Consider the following 22,288-nt stretch of genomic DNA (forward strand, 5'->3'; position numbering starts at 1 on the left):
CTCAGTTTTCATTCGTTGATAGGTATGCAACAATGACAAACCGCGATAAATCACTCCCCCAAAAGGATTTTTATGGGCAGCTTTATTGAACAGTTACTGTTTTCCGTCTCTATCACTGGGCCTATTTGTCTTATGTTATTGCTTGGTGTGGTATTCAAACGCATCGCACTTATCAATGATTCATTTATTGATGTTGCTTCAAAACTTGTTTTTCAAGTCACACTGCCAGCCCTGTTGTTTTTGAGTATTGTTGGCTCAGAACACGATTTTTCCAATAGTACGGCGCTCATCGGGTACGGCATCACAGCCAATCTCATCTTCTTTATTCTCGTTTTCATCTTAACGAAACGTCTCTTCCCCCATTCAGACGACAACGGCGTAACAATCCAAGGGAGCTACAGAGCAAACACGGCAATTATTGGACTGGCTTATATCGCCAATGCTTACGGCGACACTGGTGTTGCCCTTGCCGCTATTTATGTGGCACCAATGACTATCTTGTACAATATTCTTGCGGTTATCGCATTAAGCCCAAAACAAGATGAAGGCAGCCGTTTTCAAGCTGTGGGAGTCATCATTAAAACCATCACTAGGAACCCACTAGTGATCTCTATCATGCTTGGTTTAGCGTTCTATTTCTTGGCCGTACCCGTGCCAAATATGGTCATGGATGCTGGTCAATATTTTGCTCGAATGACGCTACCCCTGGCGCTGCTGTGTACAGGAGGGTCATTGAATATGAAATCCCTCAAAAACGACCAGCTGACGACCTGGTTTGCTACCATTAATAAGCTGATTATTGCCCCACTGTTGATAACCGTTACTGCCGTTTTTTTTGGTTTCCGAGGCGTGGAGTTAGGCATTATCTTCTTTATGAGCTCCGCACCAACAGCCGCAGCGAGTTACGTCATGGCGAGAGCGATGGGTGGAAACGCTTCATTAGCGGCAAATATCATTGCACTGACTACTGTCGCCTCACTTTTTAGTTGCACTTTAGGGATCTTTATTCTTTCAAGCCTAAACTTGATGTAATACCAAGCCAAGTACATGTGTGATCAAACGGATACCGCGCGACTTAGACGATATCCACCTTTAATTTCAGTTACGTTATGCAAGGATAGGCAAAATTGCACAGTCGAGTTGGTTTGATTTGGTTGATACTTCTTTCCCTTTTGCCCGCATCCAATGTGCTAGCTGAAGAGCCCTGGCAGCCAGTATTGACCGATAATGACATCATAATCCATAAGCGAGAAAGGCAGATTGGGTTAATTGAGATCCGAGCTCAAATGGTCACCATGACCTCTTTGGAAGCCTGCATGAGAATTTTGAGCGACGCAGAAAGCGTATCGAAATGGGTTGCTCACGCTAAAGAAGCGACAATCCTAAAAAGAATTTCACCTAACGAATATTTGGTTCAAACCATATTTTCCGCCCCGTGGCCTACCTCTAACAGGGACATGATTACCTATTCTACGATCTCCCAACCTGATAAAAACACACTGATACTTACGGTAAAAGACGCCCATCAATCCTTGCCTAAACAAACTGGATTAGTTCGAATGACCGATGTGCAGGCAAATTGGACGGTGCAGAAACTCAGCAATGGTATGACTCATATCTCATATACTGCTTATGCAAACCCTAATGGAATAATACCCGTGTGGCTGGCAAATGAGCTCACAATAGGCAGCGTGTCCGCAACGTTTCAAAACCTAAAAAAACGCCTCCCACTTTATCAGTAGAAGGCGTTATCCATACAACACAGTGTCAATGTATTCAGTATACTTACACTAATTTATAAAATAGCGTCGACAACGGAGGAAGATGTAAAGACAGTGAGTCATTTAAACCCTCGCTTTCTACCTTGTCCGTTTTCACTGACTTAAGCACTTCAAAACCACTGCCATTGTATTTCTCATCATCAGTGTTCAGCAACAACTCGTACATACCTTTATTAGGAACACCTAAGCGGAAACCCTCATGCGGTACAGGAGTAAAGTTGGTGATCACAAGTATGCGCTCACCAGATTCACTGATACGTTCATGCGCCAAAATACTGGCATCGTCTGCGTCTTGCAAACGCCACTCAAAGCCTTTTGGATCACAATCTTGATCGTGCATCGCGGGTTCACCGCTATACAAGTGATTTAAATCACGAGTAAGTGCTTGCACACCCTGGTGACGAGAAAATTCAAGCAAATGCCACTCTAATTGTTCATCATGATTCCACTCTGAAGTTTGACCAAACTCCGTGCCCATGAAGTTCAATTTCTTACCTGGCTGACCATACATATAACCCAAATACGCTCTCAAGTTAGCGGTCTGTTGCCATTCATCACCCGGCATTTTGTTATGGATCGAACGCTTACCATAAACCACCTCATCATGAGAGAGTGACAACACGTAGTTCTCACTGTGTGCATAGATAAGAGGGAATGTGATGGTGTTGTGATGATATTTTCGATGAACAGGATCTTCTTGCACGTAAGACAAGCTATCGTGCATCCAACCCATATTCCACTTAAACCCGAAGCCTAAACCACCCATAAATGTAGGTGCGGAAACACCTGGGAAAGCCGTTGATTCTTCAGCAATTGTCATTGCATTCGGGAAATGTCGGTATACCTCTTCGTTTACCCATTTAAACATCGCTATTGCATCGTAGTTTTCATTACCGCCATCTTGGTTTGGAATCCATTGGTCATGGCTACGAGAATAATCTAAGTAAAGAGTCGAAGCGACAGCATCCACACGAATACCATCAATATGGAACTGTTCAAACCAATAGAGCGCATTCGATACTAAGAAACGACGAACGTGCTCGCGACCTACATCATATATGTATGAATTCCAGTCTTGATGCCAACCACGGCGAGGATCGGGATCGTGATACAGTGGCGTGCCATCAAAGTTAGCCAAACCATGGCTATCGGCAGGATAGTGAGCAGGAACCCAATCGAGTACGACACCAATACCAGCCTCGTGACATGCATCCACAAAAAATTTAAAGTCATCGGGTGAACCAAAACGACTTGTTGGGGCAAATAGGCCAACAGGTTGATAGCCCCAAGAACCATAGAATGGATACTCTGAAATAGGCATCAACTCTACATGGGTATAACCTAAGTCACTCAGATACGGAACCAATTCAGCGGCTAATTCACGATAGTTGAGAAAGTTACCTTCCTTATTTCGCTTCCATGAACCGGCGTGCAACTCATAAAAAGAGAGCGCTTCTTTTCGTTTCTCGGTGACTTCTCTGCCCTGCCATTTCTGGTCCTTCCAATCGTAGCGATTATGATCGTAAACCACAGAAGAAAAGGAAGGGTACTGCTCGGCATGAAAACCCCATGGATCCGCTTTGTGCGGTAAATCTTCACCATTAGGACCTTTAATCTCATATTTATACTGAGCACCTTCTGGCAGATCAGGGACGAATAACCCCCAAATACCATAATCTAAACGCTGCATAGGATTGCGACGGCCATCCCATGAGTTAAACGGACCGATAAGGCTGACCGCGGAGGCATGCGGGGCATAAACTAAGAAACGAGTACCGTTCACTTGTTCGCCATCACGCTCCATGGTAACTAATTGTGCACCCATGTAATGATACATTTTAACAGGGGAATGCAGCTCTTCGAATTCTCTATATAATCCGTGATATTGGTAAGGGTCATCGAGGATTTGCTCTGTTCCATTCCAATCCACAGCCAATTTATAATGCGTAAATCTTAAATCCCTGTCTTGCTTTAAGACAAAACCATCGCCACTGATTCTTTCTAGTTCTACGCGAGGCTCATCACCCACAACTAACTCAACTTTACTCGCGCCTGGTATCCAAACTCGTAAAGGAACATTGTCGGCATGATGATACGGCCCTAAGAATGAAAACGGATCCGCAAATGCTGCTTTAGAAAGCTGATCAAACGTTTGTGTTTCTTTTGAAATCTCTGTTTTTTTCAACTGTCGTCTCCCGATGCAATAATATTTATTCTCACATTGTCTTCTTTAATCACTAATAATAGACAGACTAAAGTGAGAATTTCCCATAACTGATAAAGCACTAACAACTAACGTAAGTTAATATTTCTTACTTACCAAAAAATACCCGCTAAAAGCGGGTATTAGCGAATCCCATTCTATCGGACTCTCGGAAAATGTGGAGTGACTTGATCGATATTTTCTACGAGAAATTGACCTATCTTCCAGCTTCCTGACGCACTTCTGTAAGTCTTCTTGCAATCCTATTCACTTCTTCGCGAGCAAATATGTCATCTAACCCAACAGAAAGCTTGCGACGCCAGTTAGGATATTCATTGACAGTGCCTGGAATATTGACGGGTTTATCCATTTCTAGCCAATCTTCTAGCTGAACACTCAACAAGGTTGAGGAACCAGAAGCAAGGTGAAGCTGCAATGCCTCACTTAGGTGTTGATCCATTGCGACTAAGGTTGCATCTCTTCCTACGCAGTCCGGTAAGCGGCCATGCCAAGCAACACTATTAAGTATCTCTTGCTTGCACTTTAAACGGTCATCAAATAGAACTTCAAGCTGCTTTTCATCTGGATATAAACCAAGTTCTTTGCCCATCTTTAGGTCATCGCAGTGCCAGAAACCACGTAATGTCGGCATATCGTGCGTACAAAGAGCGGACATAGACTGATCTTTGTAATGCGCTGGAGAATAATAACCACCATCCTCCGCGACTTCAAAGAAGAACACCTTGTATGAATGCACACCGGCATCCGCAAGAATATCCACTATCTCATCAGGTACGGTACCTAAATCTTCGCCAATCACTGAGCACTGATGTCGATGCGATTCAAGCGCAAGAATGGCAAGCATATCCTCTACTGGATAGTAGATATAGGCCCCTTCTGTTGCACCTTCACCTTTAGGGATTAACCAGAGACGTAACAGCCCTAATACGTGATCAATTCGAAGTGAACCACAATGCTTCATATTGGCTCGAAGCAGTTTTATATACGCATCGTAACTGGTTTCTTGCAAGACCAGAGGGTTAAGTGGTGGCAGCCCCCAGTTTTGGCCAAGCGGTCCCAATACATCTGGTGGAGCACCGATGCTTGCACCTTGAACGAGAACACCATCGTCTGCCCAAGTTTCAGATCCCGAATCAGCAACACCAACGGCTAAATCACGATAAAGACCAACGGACATACCTTTCTCTTCAGCCAATACTTGCGCTTCATGGATCTGGCTATCTGCCACCCATTGAAGATAAAAATACAGCTGAACTAATTCTTGATTGTCCGCGATAAACTTTTGAACAGCGGCGTTATCAAAATGACGGTACTGTTCAGGGAAAACAGGCCAACCCCAAACCGAAGAATCTTCTTTGTGTAACTTGCTGTGTAACGCATCAAAGGCTGCTTGATGTTTTAGGCTTGCTCCACCTTCTTCAATGAAGGCCAAAAACTCAGCTGCACGCTCACTTTCTTTATCTAAGTGACGTGTTTTAAATTCGTTATAAAGAAGAGGCAAAACACTCATCTTTAGATCAGCAACTTCAGTATAATTAACCCAATGAGCATCGCGAACTCTTTGCAATCGATGTTGGAAGTCCGTGCTGCCAACTTTTTGCTGTGCTTCAACGCTTAATACGAACTCAGGGACTGAACTTACGTCTATGTAAAGCACGTTCAACCAACGACGTGAAGATGGGCTGTACGGGCTAGCACCTTCTGGATTAGCAGGAAACAGCGAGTGAATAGGGTTTAAGCCAACGAAATCACCACCGCGGGACGCCACTTCAGCGACAAGCTGTTTAAGATCCCCAAAATCACCAATACCCCAATTGTGCTGAGTACGCAGAGTATAGAGTTGTACACTCGGCCCCCACATTTTTTTACCCGCTTCGATCTGCTCTTGTTTATAACAAGCCGTTGGGGTCACAATCAATGTCATTTCATAAGGTGTCTTACGGCGTTTACGGCTAACAATCAGCTTGTGATAACCCCAAGCAAGATTCGGCAATTGAAATACCAATGACCCGCCTTCAGCGCGTTCATCTCTAACAATTTGAGATTGTAAATACCCTTCAAGTACTTCGCCTTGCTCTGTTTCCAAACGCCAGCTAAATTCGCTTTCGCGTGCACTGACGCCTAAGTTCAAACTCACTTCAACAGGTTGATCACTACCACGAACAACAAGCACAGAATCTAATACATCTTTCTTATGCTTTTTTTCGGCAGATTTGAGTAACTTTTCATCACTCGATGTATCGTAACCTAGAGACGCAAGCAGTCGACGGATGGTTTCGTCTTTAACGGTCGCATCTTCTCCCCATGCACTGACATAACTATCTGCAATTCTAGCTATTTCAGCGACTTGTTTTAGTGCTGATTGTTGTTTCATTATTTTCTCCGAAGCTGCATTAGCATCTTCATTTCAGTAGGGGTACGCAATAGATACCAAATCCAGTAGAAGTCTTTGTCCAACAACTCAACAAGATGAAAACGGCTAATGGATTGGGTATCAAAGCCAAGATAATCTCTACCTTGGCTTTGATCTTATAACTAGCGCTTAACGGCTTCTAGTTTCCAGATATTATTTACATAGTCACGAATTGAACGGTCAGAACTGAATTTGCCGACCAGTGCTGTATTCAATATCGCTTTACGTGCCCAACCTTCTTGGTCACGGTACTGTGCGTCCATATCTTCATGTGCTTTCACATAAGAGGAAAAATCAGCAAGACATAGATAAGGGTCACCACCATCTAACAAGCTGTCAAATGTCGCACGAAGCTTGCCGGGTTGGCCTGGTGTGAACTCATCGCTCAGAAGTAGATCCAATGATGCTTTCAATAATGGATCTGAGTTGTAGTAGTCAAATGGGTTATAGCCACTCGCTCGTAGAGCTTCCACACCATCAACATCCAAGCCAAAGATGTAGATATTTTCATCACCTACTTCTTCACGAATCTCCACGTTTGCACCATCCATCGTACCAATAGTTAACGCGCCGTTTAGAGCCATCTTCATGTTGCCTGTACCAGACGCTTCTTTACCTGCGGTAGAGATTTGCTCGGAGACGTCAGCAGCAGGAATAATGATTTCCGCCATGCTTACACGGTAATCTGGGATAAATACAACTTTGAGCTTGTGATTAACACGTTTGTCATTGTTGATCTTCTCTGCCACTTTGTTTGTCGCGTAAATAATCTCTTTAGCAAGGTGGTAACCCGGCGCCGCTTTTGCTGCAAAAAATACAACACGTGGTGCCATATCAAATGTCGGATCGTTCAATAAACGATGATACAAAGATAGAATGTGCAGCAAGTTTAGATGCTGACGTTTGTATTCATGAAGACGCTTAATCTGGACATCAAAGATGGCATTGGTATCAAGTTCAATACCCATGTTTTCTTGTACCCAGTTGGCTAAACGCTGCTTGTTTTCTTTCTTAACAGCCATGTATCGTTTTTGGAACGCTTTATCTTCCGCAAATTCTGCTACTTGTGTCAACTGGTCAAGATCGGCGGGCCACTCTGTACCAATTTTCTCAGAGATTAAGTCCGAAAGGCCTGGGTTACAGAACTTCAACCAACGACGAGGAGTCACACCGTTCGTTACGTTTTGTAGCTTGTTTGGATATAGCTCATTGAACTCAGGGAATAGATCGCGCTTAACCAGTGCAGAGTGAAGAGCCGCAACACCGTTTACCGCGTATGAACCAACAACACATAGATTTGCCATACGCACCATGCGGTGGAAACCTTCTTGGATAATAGAAAGCTTACGTTGTTTTTCAACATCACCTGGCCACTTAGCACGTACATCGGCTAGGAATAGGTGGTTAATCTGATAGATGATTTCCATATGACGAGGAAGAAGACGCTGAATAAGTGATTCACTCCACGTTTCCAGTGCTTCTGGCAATAACGTATGGTTTGTATAAGCAAACGTTTTTGAACAAATAGCCCATGCGGCATCCCAAGAAAGATCACGCTCATCCATCAGAATACGCATCAATTCAGGAATAGCGATCGTTGGATGCGTATCGTTAAGCTGAATGGTCTCATATTTAGGTAAGTCGGCTATTTTATGACCCGCCGCGTCATGACGACGTAGAATGTCTGCCATTGATGCTGCACTGTGGAAATACTGCTGCATTAGACGAAGTGTTTTACCCTTTTCGTGGTTATCGTTTGGATAAAGAACTTTAGTAATGTTACCCGAGTCGATCAGCGCATGCTGTGCTTCAAAGTAATCACCATTGTTAAAACTTTCTAGGGAGAACGGGGCAATTGCACGACATTCCCAAAGGCGCAATGGATAAACCGTATTACTTTCGTAACCGACGATTGGAAGATCCCAAGGCATACCTTGAACTTGCATACCTGGTACCCAACGACGTTTTTCTACACCGTTAACAAACTCAGAATCAACATGGCCATAAAAACCAATTTGCTGTGCATATTCAGGACGAGCAACTTCCCATGGGTAGCCTTCAACACCGCGCCATGCGTCAGGTGCTTCTTTTTGATGACCTTGTTCAAAAGATTGTTTGAATAGACCATATTCATAATGAAGGCCATATCCAATGGTTGGAAATTCTTGAGCTGCACACGAATCCATGAAACATGCAGCAAGACGACCCAAACCACCATTACCTAGTGATGGGTCTCGTTCTTCTTCAAGCAGGTCAGAAAGGTTCTGACCAAGTTCAGTCATCGCGTCTGTAATTTGCCCGTACAAACCCATACTAATCAGGTTATTACCTGTTAGGCGACCGATTAAAAATTCTAGAGAAAGATAGTTAACGCTCTTCGCGTTTTGAATAGCCTTGTCATTTTCCGTTTCTAATAGGTCAAGTGTGGTCAATTCAGCCAATGCGCGTCCCATTGCTAGGTACCAAGCACGAGAGTCAGCGTGTTCTATTGTGGTCGCATAAGTTGCACTTAGATGTTTCTTAACATTAGCTTGGAAAGAGGCTTTATCAAATTTCTTTTGTTGAGTTGGTTTCATAGCGAAATCTCATTAATTATCAATTTATCTGTGGCATATCCTGCATTGACTTAAGTAGCAGAACATCCTCCCATAAACGTGGTATCGGAGGAGGAGTAGTTAGGGCGTAGATACCTACTCCTACACAATTCAAGATCTAAATCACACTACTACGGTTAATTTAATAAACTTAAGTGATTCAGCTCACGTGTACATCTCTTTACCTCAATTAGCCATAAATCGGCTAAAAATGACCTATCGAAAAAAGTAACTAAAATATGTCGATTTGGTCACAAAATAATTAAAGCTTAGAATTGTTTCAGCCGTACTAATATGTACAGATGAAATAATTAATTACATCATATCCTAGTCATTATGTGACAAATGACTCAATTATGGGGCGTAGATGATCATTTACATGCGCTGGGTCATACATATTTGAGAATAGTCATGTACGACAGGGGGACCCTTAACGTAGGATTAACTTAACCGAGAAAAATAGGCGTATAAGTAGCCCTTTTTACTGTCTAAATACCAAGAGCCGGGTGACTCACCCAGTTCAAAATAACTCATTGAATATAAATATGTTGATACCTTCAAAATTAACTAGACCCGGTCGTTTGCATAACGCGATAGTCAGACCACGAGTACTCGATTTACTGCAACAAGCGCCTTTCTATAAGCTTGTACTTTTTCGTTCGCCTGCGGGATACGGCAAAACCACCATGGCTGCCCAGTGGTTGGCAAATAAAAGTGCCGTAGGTTGGTATAGCATAGACGAGAGTGATAACGACCCATCTCGTTTTGTGAACTATTTCATTCAGGCTATCAACAAAGCAACAGAGGGAAAATGTCCCAGTTCGCAAACATTGGCGGAGAGGCGACAGTTCTCCTCACTTCATTCACTCTTTGGCGAAGTTTTTGTTGAACTCTCTGATTATTTCAATGAGTTCTATGTGGTGTTGGATGATTATCATCTTGTCGATTCAGATGAGATCCACGAAGCCATGCGTTTTTTCTTAAAAAACATGCCTGACAACATGACACTTGTTGTCACTAGTAGGAGTACACCACCTTTGGGAACGGCTAACCTAAGGGTTAGAGATCTCATGATCGAAATCGACAATGGTTTACTCGCCTTTGACACCGAAGAAACAACACGTTTTTTTAATCAGCGCGTCTCTGAAGGCATCGATGATGCTACGGCCTCAAACTTACAAACCTACGTCGAAGGTTGGCCTTCGGCTCTGCAATTGATCGCGCTACAAGCACAGCATCATAAGCGGACACTTGCGCAATCAGCAGAATCTGTTTCTCAATTTAACCATGCGCATTTATGGGACTACTTGATTGAAGAGGTCTTTGATTTACTCGATGAAGATACGAAGTATTTTCTGATGCAATGTTCAGTACTAGAGACATTTAATGACGCCTTGGTGACAGACCTCACCGATAGGGAAGATTCCCTCGGCATGATTGAATCACTCAATCGTTTTGGACTCTTTATCTATCACTTAGAAGGTGAGCAAGATTGGTACCGATTCCACCACCTCTTTGGCGAGTTTCTTGCGCATCAAAGAAAAGCACGCATCGCAAATGAAGAAGTTGAGTTGCACCAAAAAGCCGCGGTAGCCTGGCTTAAGTTAGATATTCCATATCAAGCTCTTCGTCATGCTCAAAAGGCAAAAGATGACGCTCTTATTGCTAAGATCATAACCAACTCTGGTTGGAAGATGTTTAATCATGGCGAGCTGATTGTATTGGAAAATGCGATCAATCAATTAGATAAAGACTTTTTGTATAGCAATATGAAGCTATCTCTATTGCGAGCGTGGCTATCTCAGAGCCAGCACCGATACAATAAAGTAGAAGATATGTTAACCATATCTCTTTCCGAGATGAAAAGTAGAAAGATAATTCTCAGCACTAACGACCAAGGTCAAGTAAACGCCTTACTCGCACAAGTTGCGATTAATAAAAATGACCCTGTCCTTGCTCTTGAACTGGCTGAATTGGCATTGAGCCAGTTAGATACAACTATCTATCGTAGCCGGATTGTTGCCACTTCCATTGTTGGTGAAGTTAACCATGTATTGGGTAAATTAGATCGCGCATTGCCTCTGATGCAACAAACCGAGAAACTGGCCCGTCAACATCAATTATATCATCAAGCATTGTGGGCACTGTTACAACAAAGTGAAATATTAGTCGCACAAGGATTTGTACAAGCCGCATTTGAGATGCAAGATAATGCCTTTAAACTCATTGAAGAGCAGAAGCTTCAACAACTGCCTCTCCACGAGTTTCTGCTGCGTTCTAGAGCGCAAATACTCTGGTGTTGGAATCGCTTAGACGAAGCAGAAGAGTGTGCTTACAAAGGGATTGATGTACTAGGAAAGGCCGATCCTAGTAAACATTTACACAGCTATTCTATGTTGGCTCGTATTGCTATTGGCCGAGGTGAACTTGATAAAGCCGCAAGGTTTATCGAACAGATAGAACACCTATTGGAACAGTCAACCTATCACCTAGACTGGACAGCTAACGCATCGCTCTCCTTAATACTTTATTGGCAAGCACGCAACGATGTCGAATCCACGAAGCAATGGTTAATAAAAGCAAATCGACCAGTTGAAGCAAAAAACCACTTTTTGCAGCTGCAATGGCGAAATATTACCAGAGCACAGATCTATGTTGGTCAATATGATGAGGCAAAAATAAGCTTAACATTTTTACAAAATGAAGCCGAAGCTTCAGAACTCATCACCGATATAAACAGAAATCTTATTGTGGATGCTATCCTTGCCATAAAACAGAACGATGATGAACGGGCTAGCGATATGCTTAAAGCCGCATTAAGCATGACAAATCAGACGGGAATGATAGGTAACTTCTTAATTGATGGTGCTTCTATTGACCACCTGCTACAAAAGCTGATGAGTAAATCAACGTTAGGCGATCTCGAAAAACATAGAGCACAACAGCTTGTAAAAGACATATCGAGTAAGCAGCGCAGCCGCTCAATTCATTTTGATGAGGAGTTCATCGACAAGCTTCTTAATCATCCGAATATTCCGGAGTTGGTTAGAACCAGTCCATTAACCCACCGAGAATGGCAGGTATTAGGCTTGATCTACTCTGGTTTCAGTAACGAGCAAATTGCACAAGAGTTAGATGTGGCAGGGACAACAATCAAAACTCACATTCGTAATCTTTATCAAAAGCTGAATATAGCCAATAGAAAAGAAGCAATAGAAACTGCCGAAAATTTGCTCAATCTAATGGGTTATTGATAGAATCGTTCCCATAGTTAGGTGCGGCGTTTTTTAGCTGGTTTCGTCACTTTTCTATTTGGTCTGGTTATCCCCACGAAAGTGGGGGTCTCATACTACGCGATTTCCGTTTCACGGGAATGGCAAAACGGATGGGAACGCTAATTTTACTATCACGGAAACCAAATGATTCTAAAGGAATGGACATCAAATAGGCTATGGTATGCCAATATGTACTACACCAAGTTTGGTTTATCGCACCTGCACAGAATGGTGGTCATTCGGCTGATAGATGGGTCAATCGTAATACACAACCCTATCGATTTAGGCATACAACTGCAGCACGAACTCTCTAGACTTGGTTCTGTCAAATCTGTCATTTGTGCCTCTCCAAGCTATCATCAGTATCTATCCGAATGGTGGCTCACCTACCCAGACGCACTTTTTTATGCGACACCCACTCTGATACAAAAACGCTCAGATATTAATTTCGATGGCGCGTTATCCAATTATGCACCTTTAACATGGAAAAATGACCTATTTCAAACGGCGCTATTGGGATTTGATCAACCACGTAAGGTCATGTTCTGCGATCCAGACAGTCGTACTCTCATATTAAGTGACCATTTATTTGCAGTACAAGACACGCTTCCTGTTGGTCAGAAAATACTCACGTGGGCTCATGGCATAAATCGAGATCTTAAAATTTCTTATTCTGATAAACGTCACTTGAGCAATATGGCGGCATTGAGGGCATCGATACAAGAGGTCATGACTTGGCCTTTTGATAAATTGATATCTAGCAATGGGTTAATCATTGAAGCAAATGCAAAGAAGCATTTTTATCAGGCATTTTGGTGGGCGTTCTAATAAAAAAAACCAACCGCAATAATTGCGATTGGTAAATAGATATTGTGAACAATAGTTATTCACTAACAACGTCAGTTGGCTAGGTGACCCTCGGCTTTAAGAAGGGTCATTAACACTAATGCATCATGCGTGCCAAATTTATATATATCGTTTCGCTCTAAATTCAACCTACTTAAGACTCACTTGACCCATTAATTCGCATAATGCAAATCGCATATTGCGAATTAAGGCAAATTGCTATGAGATAGGTTGCAGAACGATAAAGAACGGACTCTTTTCTCTCTTGCAAAAATTCTTGTATACTCTTTGGCTACTTAAATCAGAATCTATCAATTAATGAATTACTTAATCACCTTTTTCAAAGGTATGGCGATGGGCGCAGCGGATGTGGTACCAGGCGTTTCTGGCGGCACCATTGCATTTATTACCGGTATCTATGACACTCTTCTTGAGAGTATTCGACGAGTGAATCCAAGGCTACTTATCCTATGGAAACAACAAGGATTTAAAGTCGCATTTAACCATATCAATGGCTTTTTTCTTATCAGCCTTTTTGGTGGGATAATTACCAGTATTTTAACCTTTGCCAAGCTGATCTCTTGGCTACTCGTTAATCACCCTATCCCTCTCTGGTCATTTTTCTTCGGTCTCATCTTAGTTTCTGTTTTTCATATCCTTAAACAGGTTGAAAAAAAGGATATCGTTCGCGGTATTATTGTCGTAGTCGGTATCGCATTTGCGTACTTTATTACCGTACTTAAACCACTAGAGATGGATCCAACTAGCATCAATTTTGTCTTCGCTGGCGCCATCGCTATCTGTGCCATGATCTTGCCCGGTATTTCAGGCAGCTTTATTCTTTTATTACTAGGCATGTACGCGCCGATACTTGCTGCAGCAAAAACCATTCAAATAGACATACTTCTGTTATTCGTTGCTGGCTGCGTTTTAGGTTTGCTTACATTTTCTCATCTACTCTCTTGGCTGCTTAAATCTTTTAGAGATTCGACCTTAATGTTTTTGACTGGGCTAATGATAGGAACGTTACCGAAAATATGGCCTTGGAAAGAGACCATCAGTTGGCGTATAAATTCACACGGTGAACACGTTCCTTTGGTACAAGAAAACCTGTCACCCTTCCAATTTGAAGCTCTCACTTCTCAGCCACATCAATTGTTACTGTCCATTGCGATGATGTTTCTGGCTATAGGGCTTGTTTTACTGCTCGAGAAGGTTTCCGATAAAAAATAATCCATCATTTTTAGAGAAGTAGAGCGTATCGTTTAAATACGTTCTATTTTCCATCAAAATTCACAACTTGTTCACAACAGTTGTCATTTATCTCTATCATCATGATAATATATTAACTTATTCAACACGATAATCCCCACGATGAAGATTATTCAAATACTATTAATATTTGGCGCGATTGCGCTTGGTTATGTTGTACCGGATCTAGTCAAGTCAATCAGTCAAGAAGCAGAGCCCATCAGTCTCGACAAATATTGTATGGTCTCGACCATAGCATGCCAACAAGACGGTGTAACAATCACTCTCGAACATGACCTTGCCAAACCATTGGTGGAAAGCATGATTGAGGTTAATTGGGAAGACACCACTAGCGATACTTTACTGCTCTCTCTTCAGGGTTTCGAGATGGATATGGGTATCGCTAAATACCAGTTAACTAAACAATCAAGCGGCAGATACATAGGCAATATAATGTTGCCCGTTTGCACACAAGATAAAATGACATGGATAGGAACATTGACCGACGGTAATAAAGAAGTTTATGCCGCAATTAGGATGGAAAGATGAGTAGAAATTGGTCTTTAGCTATAGTTATCGCCTTTGTGCTTGGCTACAGCGTAAAAGTATATATGGATATGCAAAATGATGTTGCTCTAGAGAAACAAAATGAAGCGGCTATGCAGATCATTAAGGACCCCGTATTCAACGGTAAAGATGATACTGAAACACACATATTTGACGTCACCGACAACAGAATTCGAGTCGTATATTTTGGTTACACTCGCTGTCCAGATGTCTGCCCAACATCGCTGGCGATGTTATCCGGAGCGCTTAGCAGCATTAATGAAGGACAATTGGCGCAACTTAGACCTATGTTTATCTCCATCGATCCTGAAAGAGATGAAGCGAACGCAGCCCATCAATATGCACAATACTTCCATGCCAATATTGAAGGTTTTTCTGCCCCTATGGCGACAACAAAACCTGTTGCGGATCACTATGGTGTCATTTTTAGAAAAACAGAATTAGAAGATTCTGCTATCGGTTATGTAGTGGATCACAGCTCTTATTTCTATTTCCTAAAACCGGATGGGACTTTGATCACCAAAGTCGCCCACACCATGAACTCAAGTCCAATAGTTGCCGCGATCGAAGATGTACTCAAAACCGAATAACTGAAACTAAAAGCAATCAGAAAATCATATAGAAGCGAAGGTAACATTCGCCAAATTATAAGGAAATTAAAATGAAGAAAACACGTGTACTTTTAGCCTCAACCTTATCGCTATTCCTCTCGTCATTTGCCTTGGCATCTGATGTGGAAATTCAACACCCTTACGCCAGAGCAACACCACCTAATGCACCTACAAGTGCCGTTTTTTTGGTTGTCTCAAACAAAGACTCAATCGAAAAAAACATTATTTCAGCGTCGACACCAGCCGCAGGGAAAGTTGAGCTTCATACCCATGTTATGGACGGTGACGTAATGAAAATGCGTCAAGTAGACACGATTAGTATCCCAGCAATGGGAACGACCGAGCTAAAGCCTGGTGGCTTACACATCATGCTCTTTGAACTCAAACAAGACTTTAAAGAAGATGGACAGATCGACGTAACGATTAACTTTGCGAACGGCGAAAGCCAAACCTTTACCGCGAAAATTAAAAAGGTAATGCAAGGGATGAAGATGAAGCACTAACGACAACCTTTTTAGTCAAATCACGATAGAATAAAAGAGAGGTTTCATAATGCACCTCTCTTTTGCTATCATTCTCTTTGAGTTAAAAACAAAGTCACAAATGGAGGACACACAATGATTGTAATCAGAACCCACTCGGTAATGGCTAAGAGTTAAGCGCGTTTATTTGCTTTATCCTTCCTATTATCCGGTGATGTAATTTACCGGGGTTAAGCTTCTATATTCAATACTCACATTTTGAAATTATCAAATGAGATTGAAGTAATCGTTATTCACCCCTGATCAATGAAACAGATAGTCATAGCGACATCCAGGGTTTATATAATGAATTCAAATTTCACTTTGCCACAACTTGGTTGGCAGCCATTTTTCCAACAACAACTTACGTTAGAAGACTACGAACACAACCGTATCGCTCGAGTCTCAGCACACCATCGCTCCGGTTATGAGCTATTGTGTGAAGTCGGTTTGTTATCATTACCTATCCATCATTCGCTTCCTCAAATGACCGTTGGCGATTGGGTACTTCTAGATAGTTCGGATCAATTTGTTCGACTGTTAGACAGGCATTCACTGTTTCGACGTAAAGCAGCAGGACCAAAGGCACAAGAACAGTTTATTGCAGCGAACATAGATACTATTTTTGTTGTTTGTTCACTTAATCAAGATTTCAATCTTAGCCGAATAGAGCGGTATTTATCTATCGCCCATGATGCCGAGGTTGAGGCTGTCGTCGTGCTCACCAAGGCCGATTTATGTAATGATACCGACGAGAAAAAAGCACAAGTCCAAGCACTTGATAATATGCTTATGATCGAAGTGGTTAACGCATTAGATAACGATAGCACCGCCGGATTGCTTGATTGGTGTAAACAAAGCAAGACAGTCGCATTTATGGGGTCTTCCGGTGTCGGAAAATCGACTTTAGTGAACACCTTGTTAGATGATCACCTACAATCGACTGGCTCTATTCGAGAAGACGATAGCAAAGGTCGGCATACGACGACATCAAGAACACTGCACATGATGCCATCGGGTGCATTACTGCTAGACACGCCCGGAATGCGAGAGTTACAACTAACAGACTGCGAATCAGGCGTAAGCGAAACGTTTTCAGATATTGAGAGCGTTGCCAAACAGTGTCGTTTTTCAGACTGCCAACATCATGGCGAACCAGGTTGCGCCATTCAAAAAGCACTCGATTCCGAATCAATCGATCCACGTAGAGTGGACAACTATTTCAAGCTAATGAGAGAACAAGCAAGAAATAGTGCGACGATATCGGAACAGAGAGCACACAACAAACAACTAAGTAAAATGTACCGAACCGTGCAGAGCAAAAGCAGAGATAGAAAAAAAGGGGATGACAATTAACCTATTGTTGCATAGCAAATAAAAGAAACCCGAGCGGATAACGTCTACTCGGGTTTCTTTTTATCAATTCATTAACCATTCCTTAACAGTTAGAGAATATAAACATCTAACTTACTCACAATTATCATCATTATTTGATTAAAGTATGACTTAATTATAGACAGATTCTCTATCTAACATAATATATGTAGGTCGATTACCTATGCGTTAGACATTGGGTTTCGACATAACAAATTCTAAATAATAATTAGGTAATTCCATGCAAAACAACAACAGCCTCATCGCAAGATTTGCTAGTGGCAATCTTGTGCTCCAAATTTTAGTCGGTATTGTACTCGGTGTAGTACTCGCGACTATTTCGCCAGAAAATGCCAAAGATGCCGGTTTAATAGGTAGCCTATTCGTAGGTGCACTAAAAGCTGTCGCTCCAATTTTAGTATTCATTCTTGTAGCAGCTTCTATTGCCAACCAAAAACAAGGGCAACAGACACATATGCGTCCTATCATTATTTTATATTTGATAGGTACATTCTCAGCAGCGCTTACTGCCGTTCTACTAAGCTTTGCATTCCCAATAACCTTAACGTTAGTCGCGGGTGCTGAAGGTACGACACCTCCACAAGGTATCGGAGAAGTTCTTCATACCCTTCTATTTAAGTTAGTTGATAACCCAATCAACGCGTTACAAGAAGCGAACTATATCGGTATTCTTGTATGGGCTGTTGGACTTGGTCTTGCATTACATCACGCGTCTGCAACAACCAAAGCGGTATTTGAAGACTTAAGTCACGGCGTATCACAAATCGTTCGGTTTATTATCCGCCTAGCACCATTTGGTATTTTTGGTCTAGTGGCGAGTACTTTCGCTACAACTGGATTCTCAGCATTGGCCGGGTATGCTCAGCTTCTTGTTGTTCTACTAAGTGCTATGCTCATTATCGCGCTTATTGTCAATCCAATCATTGTTTGGGTTAAAACCAAAGAAAATCCGTACCCACTTGTATTCAGATGCCTACGCGAAAGTGGTGTGACCGCATTTTTCACACGCTCTAGTGCTGCAAACATTCCAGTGAACATGGCTTTATGCGAAAAACTAGAACTAGACGAAGATACTTATTCCGTATCGATTCCTCTAGGTGCCACCATTAATATGGCTGGAGCAGCAATTACCATTACGGTATTAACTCTTGCAGCAGTACATACAATGGGCATTAGTATTGACCTTCCTACTGCATTACTTCTAAGTATTGTTGCCTCTGTATCGGCGTGTGGTGCATCTGGTGTAGCGGGTGGTTCTTTATTACTTATCCCATTAGCGTGTAGCCTGTTCGGTATCTCAAATGATGTTGCCATGCAAGTTGTCGGTGTTGGCTTTATTATTGGTGTTATTCAAGATTCAGCTGAGACAGCACTAAACAGTTCAACAGACGTTGTATTTACAGCGGCAGTGTGTAAATCAGAACAAGCGTAACCGTTTACGCTTAACACATAAAAAAACCAGCCATTTTGGGGCTGGTTTTTTTTCGACTATACATTCTTTCCATCAAGCCGTTGTAAAAAGAAGGAGTCTTAATTTTTGTCAATGAGAGAGAAGGAGAAGTCTAGCCCTTCACCATCATCCTTATTACTCTTTTCAGACTTTTTCTGTTTAGGTTCACTACCATTATTTTCATATACCAAAAACTCATTGCCATCTATTTCAGGAAAATAAGCGGTTCTTTTATACAATTTATTTAGTGCTTTGATCATCGCATGCTTTTCAATCGCACCGTCTGCTAACTTTCTCAGCAGAGGCTTAGCCATTTCTTGAAGCCCTACAACGGCATCAACACCAAGAATATTCCCAACATCATCTCGTCTCGCTTTGGCAGGTTCATATCCAAAATACGCAGAAAGAAAAAGCCATAAGTAGGCAATAGCATTACCTTTCGCTCCTCTGCCTATCCAAACATCCCCTGCAAAATATTGGGCTCTCGGGTTGGCTTGCTCAGCAGCAACCTCATACCAATACGTCGCTCGATGAATATTCTTATCTACTCCGATGCCATCGCGATAATGCTCTCCGAGTTTTATTTGCGCTTCTGGGCTGTTTTTCTGAGCGGCTTTAAAATGCCATTCTGCTGACAATTTGGGGTTGGGATGCATGTTCATTTCCGCAATATACCAATCACCCATGTATATCTGCGCTTCAATATGATCATTATTGGCAACCTCTTCAATAGTCTCGATACCTTTATCTATATTTGGTTCGATGCCTTGTCCGCCAATTAATGCTTTGCCCATTTCAAATTTAGCAAGATGATTTCCATTGTGAGCTTCAATCGCAATCTGCCAAAACTTGGATTTTTCAATAAGAACAATATCTTCTTTTGCACGACTACACACTCGAACCACACCGTACATACCCATCTCGTTGTCTTGCGCTGCGGCCTGTTCATACCAATGAAGCGCTTCTCTAGGGTTATTAATCTCTGCTTCTTTAGCTAAAAATAGCTGCGTCGGTATATGGCCAGTTTCTGCCTTAAACAGCCGTTCTTTTTTCTCTTCCTCGCGTTGTCGTTCTATGGCCCTTCGATATGCGCGCTCGCGCTCTATTTTTTCTTCAGAAAGCTTTTTTTTCTTGACGGATAGTGACGTCATCCAGCCAACAATTAGGATAAGCGATATACCTGTAACCCCAACAGCAATGGTCATAAAATTCATAAACTTATCTGCAGCCTTTTACAACATGAGCAATGATACGTTGACGATGCTCCTATCAACTTATCTTTCGTATGATTTATTAAACGCACAAGGCATTATTAACAATAGAAACACTATAAACTATTGACGACTTTTTCTATACCTAGTCATGCGGGTTTCGTGCCAGAACCAATGCATTTTGTATATAAATAGTATTGTGCCATTTTCGCATAAAATCAGTTTTTGACACGAATAAACCATAATTAGAGGGATTGCACTGAACACATGAGCGATTTAGAGAGACCGAAAGTGTCCAATTCATTAAATAAAAAAGTTATTTATCAAGTCTTTACACGCCTTTTTGGAAATAGTGGAAACGAAAATACTGCGTGGGGCACCAAAGAAAAAAATGGAGTAGGTAAGTTCGCCGATTTTACTGAATTAGCACTAAGAGAAATCAAAACACTTGGTGTTACTCATATCTGGTTTACTGGCGTACTCCATCATGCTCTGATAGGCGATTACTCTGATATAGGTATTCGTGATGACCATCCTTCGATCGTCAAAGGACGCGCGGGATCGCCTTACGCCATAAAAGATTATTATCAAGTAAACCCGGATCTTGCTAATGATATTGAAAAACGAATGGATGAGTTTAAAGCCTTAATCGAGCGAACTCATCATGTTGGTCTTAAGGTTATCATCGATATCGTGCCGAACCATGTTGCTCGACAATACCATGGCCTAAATAATCCCGATTCTGTTTTAGATTTTGGAGAAAGTGACAATACAGATCTTGAGTATCACAGAGACAATAATTTTTATTACATTGCAAACGAACCATTTCAACGTCCGGATGGGCAAATCCCTTTAGGTGGTGAAGCACATTCATCGTTGATGCATCCATATGTTGAATATCCCGCTAAATGGACAGGTAATGGGTCTCGCTCTGCCAAACCGAATTGTGATGATTGGTACGAAACCGTAAAGATTAATTATGGAATTAGGCCAGACGGCAGTAAAGATTTTCCAATTCTTCCAACTGAATTCGCCGACAAATGTTACCAAGAACATAATGAATTTTGGCAAAAACAATCAATTCCTGATTCATGGAAGAAATTTAGAGACATTGCATTATTTTGGATAGACAAGGGCGTTGATGGGTTCCGATATGATGTAGCGGAGCTCGTACCCGTTGAATTTTGGAGCTTCCTAAACTCAACAATAAAAAGCAAAAAACCGGATGCATTTTTGTTAGCGGAAGTATACCAACCGAGGCTCTATCGAGAATTTATTCATTTAGGCAAGATGGATTATCTTTACGACAAAGTGGACCTTTACGACACGCTTAAAGCAATAATACAAAAAAAGAAATCGGTACAATCTATCGTTCAAATTCAGAAGACACTGGCTGATATAGAGCATCATATGTTGCACTTTTTAGAAAACCATGACGAACAACGCATTGCTTCACCCGAATTTGCAGGCAATGCTGATCTGGCTCGCCCAGCAATGTTAATTTCTGCAACACTAGGCAGTTCGCCTACCATGATTTATTTTGGCCAAGAGGTAGGAGAACCCGGCGCAGAAAATGGAGGGTTTGGGCAGCCCTCACGTACCTCTATTTTTGACTATATTGGCGTACCTCATCACCAACGTTGGTTCAATAATGGCGCATTTGATGGCGTTCTATTAAGTAGCACAGAGAAAGAACTTAGGGGTTTTTATCGCTCAGTCCTCAACTATTCCCTAAACAGTCCAGCTCTGTTGGGGAATTATATCGACCTATATAGCCCTCTTTCTGACCAATTGGGCCCAATGAAGGACCTCATCTTTCTATTCGCCAGACAGAAAGACGAGCATACCGTCATTGTCGCGGTAAATTTCAGTGCAGATTTACACTGTAAACAAACATTGGTCGTCCCTACCCTTTTGATTCAGCAGTTATCGTTGACAAATGGGCTCCATATTTTCAAGGAAAAGATTGAGCATCAACGAATAATTGAAATAAAAGTGGCTGAGGGTATAGGAGAGATGGAACTACAACTGCCACCCCTTGCCGCCTATGCATTCGAAATATAAAAAATGGTAGTAGTTAAAAGAATGCTTCACTCATTTGGTGGTCACTTCTTCAAGATTGAGTTCAATCGTTCTTTCAGAGTTTGGA

15 protein-coding genes are annotated in these 22,288 nt (G+C 41.9%); 11 read left to right on the top strand and 4 right to left on the bottom strand.

The genetic code is table 11. The features are described 5' to 3' along the window. The first annotated feature begins 72 nt into the window (after nt 1–72). Nucleotides 73–1,032 (top strand): AEC family transporter, encoded by a 960-nt coding sequence (locus IUZ65_RS19915; RefSeq protein ID WP_195705766.1) that lies wholly within the window; start codon nt 73–75, stop codon nt 1,030–1,032. Between the two features lie 95 nt (nt 1,033–1,127). Then, nucleotides 1,128–1,742 carry an START domain-containing protein gene (locus IUZ65_RS19920; RefSeq protein WP_195705767.1) on the top strand — a complete coding sequence of 205 codons (615 nt, stop codon included), beginning with the start codon at nt 1,128–1,130 and terminating at the stop codon, nt 1,740–1,742. A 43-nt stretch (nt 1,743–1,785) separates the two neighbouring features. On the opposite strand, the gene glgB is transcribed toward IUZ65_RS19920, so the two are convergent. The 3 genes from glgB to IUZ65_RS19935 all read right to left on the bottom strand — a co-directional run bounded on the left by glgB (nt 1,786) and on the right by IUZ65_RS19935 (nt 8,994). Then, a complete protein-coding gene (glgB, locus tag IUZ65_RS19925) occupies nt 1,786–3,966 on the bottom strand; it encodes a 1,4-alpha-glucan branching protein GlgB (protein WP_195705768.1) in 2,181 nt (726 codons plus the stop codon). A 235-nt stretch (nt 3,967–4,201) separates the two neighbouring features. Then, on the bottom strand, nt 4,202–6,379 hold the full coding sequence (gene malQ, locus IUZ65_RS19930) for a 4-alpha-glucanotransferase (protein WP_195705769.1): 2,178 nt from the start codon (nt 6,377–6,379) through the stop codon (nt 4,202–4,204). 161 nt (nt 6,380–6,540) lie between these two features. Continuing rightward, nucleotides 6,541–8,994 carry a glycogen/starch/alpha-glucan phosphorylase gene (locus IUZ65_RS19935; protein WP_195705770.1) on the bottom strand — a complete coding sequence of 818 codons (2,454 nt, stop codon included), beginning with the start codon at nt 8,992–8,994 and terminating at the stop codon, nt 6,541–6,543. 563 nt (nt 8,995–9,557) lie between these two features. Between IUZ65_RS19935 and malT the strand changes: the two genes are divergently transcribed. The 8 genes from malT (at nt 9,558) to sstT (ending at nt 18,910) form a co-directional block, all read left to right on the top strand. Beyond that, nucleotides 9,558–12,266, top strand: a complete 2,709-nt coding sequence (gene malT / locus IUZ65_RS19940; RefSeq protein ID WP_195705771.1) for an HTH-type transcriptional regulator MalT — start codon at nt 9,558–9,560, stop codon at nt 12,264–12,266. A 165-nt stretch (nt 12,267–12,431) separates the two neighbouring features. Continuing rightward, entirely contained in the window at nt 12,432–13,115 is a 684-nt protein-coding gene (locus IUZ65_RS19945) for a hypothetical protein (protein ID WP_229638255.1), read from the top strand. A 336-nt stretch (nt 13,116–13,451) separates the two neighbouring features. After that, a complete protein-coding gene (locus IUZ65_RS19950; protein WP_195705772.1) occupies nt 13,452–14,366 on the top strand; it encodes a DUF368 domain-containing protein in 915 nt (304 codons plus the stop codon). Nucleotides 14,367–14,507: 141 nt separating this feature from the next. Next, nucleotides 14,508–14,933 (top strand): hypothetical protein, encoded by a 426-nt coding sequence (locus IUZ65_RS19955; protein WP_195705773.1) that lies wholly within the window; start codon nt 14,508–14,510, stop codon nt 14,931–14,933. Further along, the gene (locus tag IUZ65_RS19960; protein WP_195705774.1) at nt 14,930–15,541 is read left to right on the top strand and encodes an SCO family protein; all 612 of its coding nucleotides are present in this window, start codon (nt 14,930–14,932) and stop codon (nt 15,539–15,541) included. The genes IUZ65_RS19955 and IUZ65_RS19960 overlap by 4 nt, the downstream gene beginning before the upstream one ends. A gap of 71 nt (nt 15,542–15,612) precedes the next feature. Next, nucleotides 15,613–16,065: a copper chaperone PCu(A)C gene (locus IUZ65_RS19965; RefSeq protein ID WP_195705775.1), complete on the top strand. Its 453-nt coding sequence runs from the start codon at nt 15,613–15,615 to the stop codon at nt 16,063–16,065. 324 nt (nt 16,066–16,389) lie between these two features. Then, on the top strand, nt 16,390–17,439 hold the full coding sequence (rsgA, locus tag IUZ65_RS19970) for a ribosome small subunit-dependent GTPase A (protein WP_195705776.1): 1,050 nt from the start codon (nt 16,390–16,392) through the stop codon (nt 17,437–17,439). 259 nt (nt 17,440–17,698) lie between these two features. Next, on the top strand, nt 17,699–18,910 hold the full coding sequence (gene sstT / locus IUZ65_RS19975) for a serine/threonine transporter SstT (protein ID WP_195705777.1): 1,212 nt from the start codon (nt 17,699–17,701) through the stop codon (nt 18,908–18,910). A 98-nt stretch (nt 18,911–19,008) separates the two neighbouring features. Here sstT and IUZ65_RS19980 read toward each other — a convergent pair whose 3' ends face one another. Next, nucleotides 19,009–20,142 (bottom strand): tetratricopeptide repeat protein, encoded by a 1,134-nt coding sequence (locus IUZ65_RS19980; protein WP_195705778.1) that lies wholly within the window; start codon nt 20,140–20,142, stop codon nt 19,009–19,011. Nucleotides 20,143–20,406: 264 nt separating this feature from the next. On the opposite strand from IUZ65_RS19980, the gene IUZ65_RS19985 reads away from it, so the two are divergent. Further along, nucleotides 20,407–22,203: an alpha-amylase family protein gene (locus IUZ65_RS19985; RefSeq protein WP_195705779.1), complete on the top strand. Its 1,797-nt coding sequence runs from the start codon at nt 20,407–20,409 to the stop codon at nt 22,201–22,203. Nucleotides 22,204–22,288 lie beyond the last annotated feature (85 nt).

The sequence above is a fragment of the Vibrio sp. VB16 genome (genome assembly GCF_015594925.2).
Taxonomy (GTDB): Bacteria; Pseudomonadota; Gammaproteobacteria; order Enterobacterales; family Vibrionaceae; genus Vibrio.

Coding starts and splice junctions, on each gene's coding strand:
- IUZ65_RS19915 (WP_195705766.1), top strand. CDS start 73: ATGGGCAGCTTTATTGAACAGTTACTGTTTTCCGTCTCTATCACTGGG.
- IUZ65_RS19950 (WP_195705772.1), top strand. CDS start 13,452: ATGAATTACTTAATCACCTTTTTCAAAGGTATGGCGATGGGCGCAGCG.
- malQ (WP_195705769.1), bottom strand. CDS start 6,379: ATGAAACAACAATCAGCACTAAAACAAGTCGCTGAAATAGCTAGAATT.
- IUZ65_RS19935 (WP_195705770.1), bottom strand. CDS start 8,994: ATGAAACCAACTCAACAAAAGAAATTTGATAAAGCCTCTTTCCAAGCT.
- IUZ65_RS19965 (WP_195705775.1), top strand. CDS start 15,613: ATGAAGAAAACACGTGTACTTTTAGCCTCAACCTTATCGCTATTCCTC.
- rsgA (WP_195705776.1), top strand. CDS start 16,390: ATGAATTCAAATTTCACTTTGCCACAACTTGGTTGGCAGCCATTTTTC.
- malT (WP_195705771.1), top strand. CDS start 9,558: ATGTTGATACCTTCAAAATTAACTAGACCCGGTCGTTTGCATAACGCG.
- IUZ65_RS19980 (WP_195705778.1), bottom strand. CDS start 20,142: ATGAATTTTATGACCATTGCTGTTGGGGTTACAGGTATATCGCTTATC.
- IUZ65_RS19960 (WP_195705774.1), top strand. CDS start 14,930: ATGAGTAGAAATTGGTCTTTAGCTATAGTTATCGCCTTTGTGCTTGGC.
- IUZ65_RS19955 (WP_195705773.1), top strand. CDS start 14,508: ATGAAGATTATTCAAATACTATTAATATTTGGCGCGATTGCGCTTGGT.
- IUZ65_RS19945 (WP_229638255.1), top strand. CDS start 12,432: ATGATTCTAAAGGAATGGACATCAAATAGGCTATGGTATGCCAATATG.
- IUZ65_RS19985 (WP_195705779.1), top strand. CDS start 20,407: ATGAGCGATTTAGAGAGACCGAAAGTGTCCAATTCATTAAATAAAAAA.
- sstT (WP_195705777.1), top strand. CDS start 17,699: ATGCAAAACAACAACAGCCTCATCGCAAGATTTGCTAGTGGCAATCTT.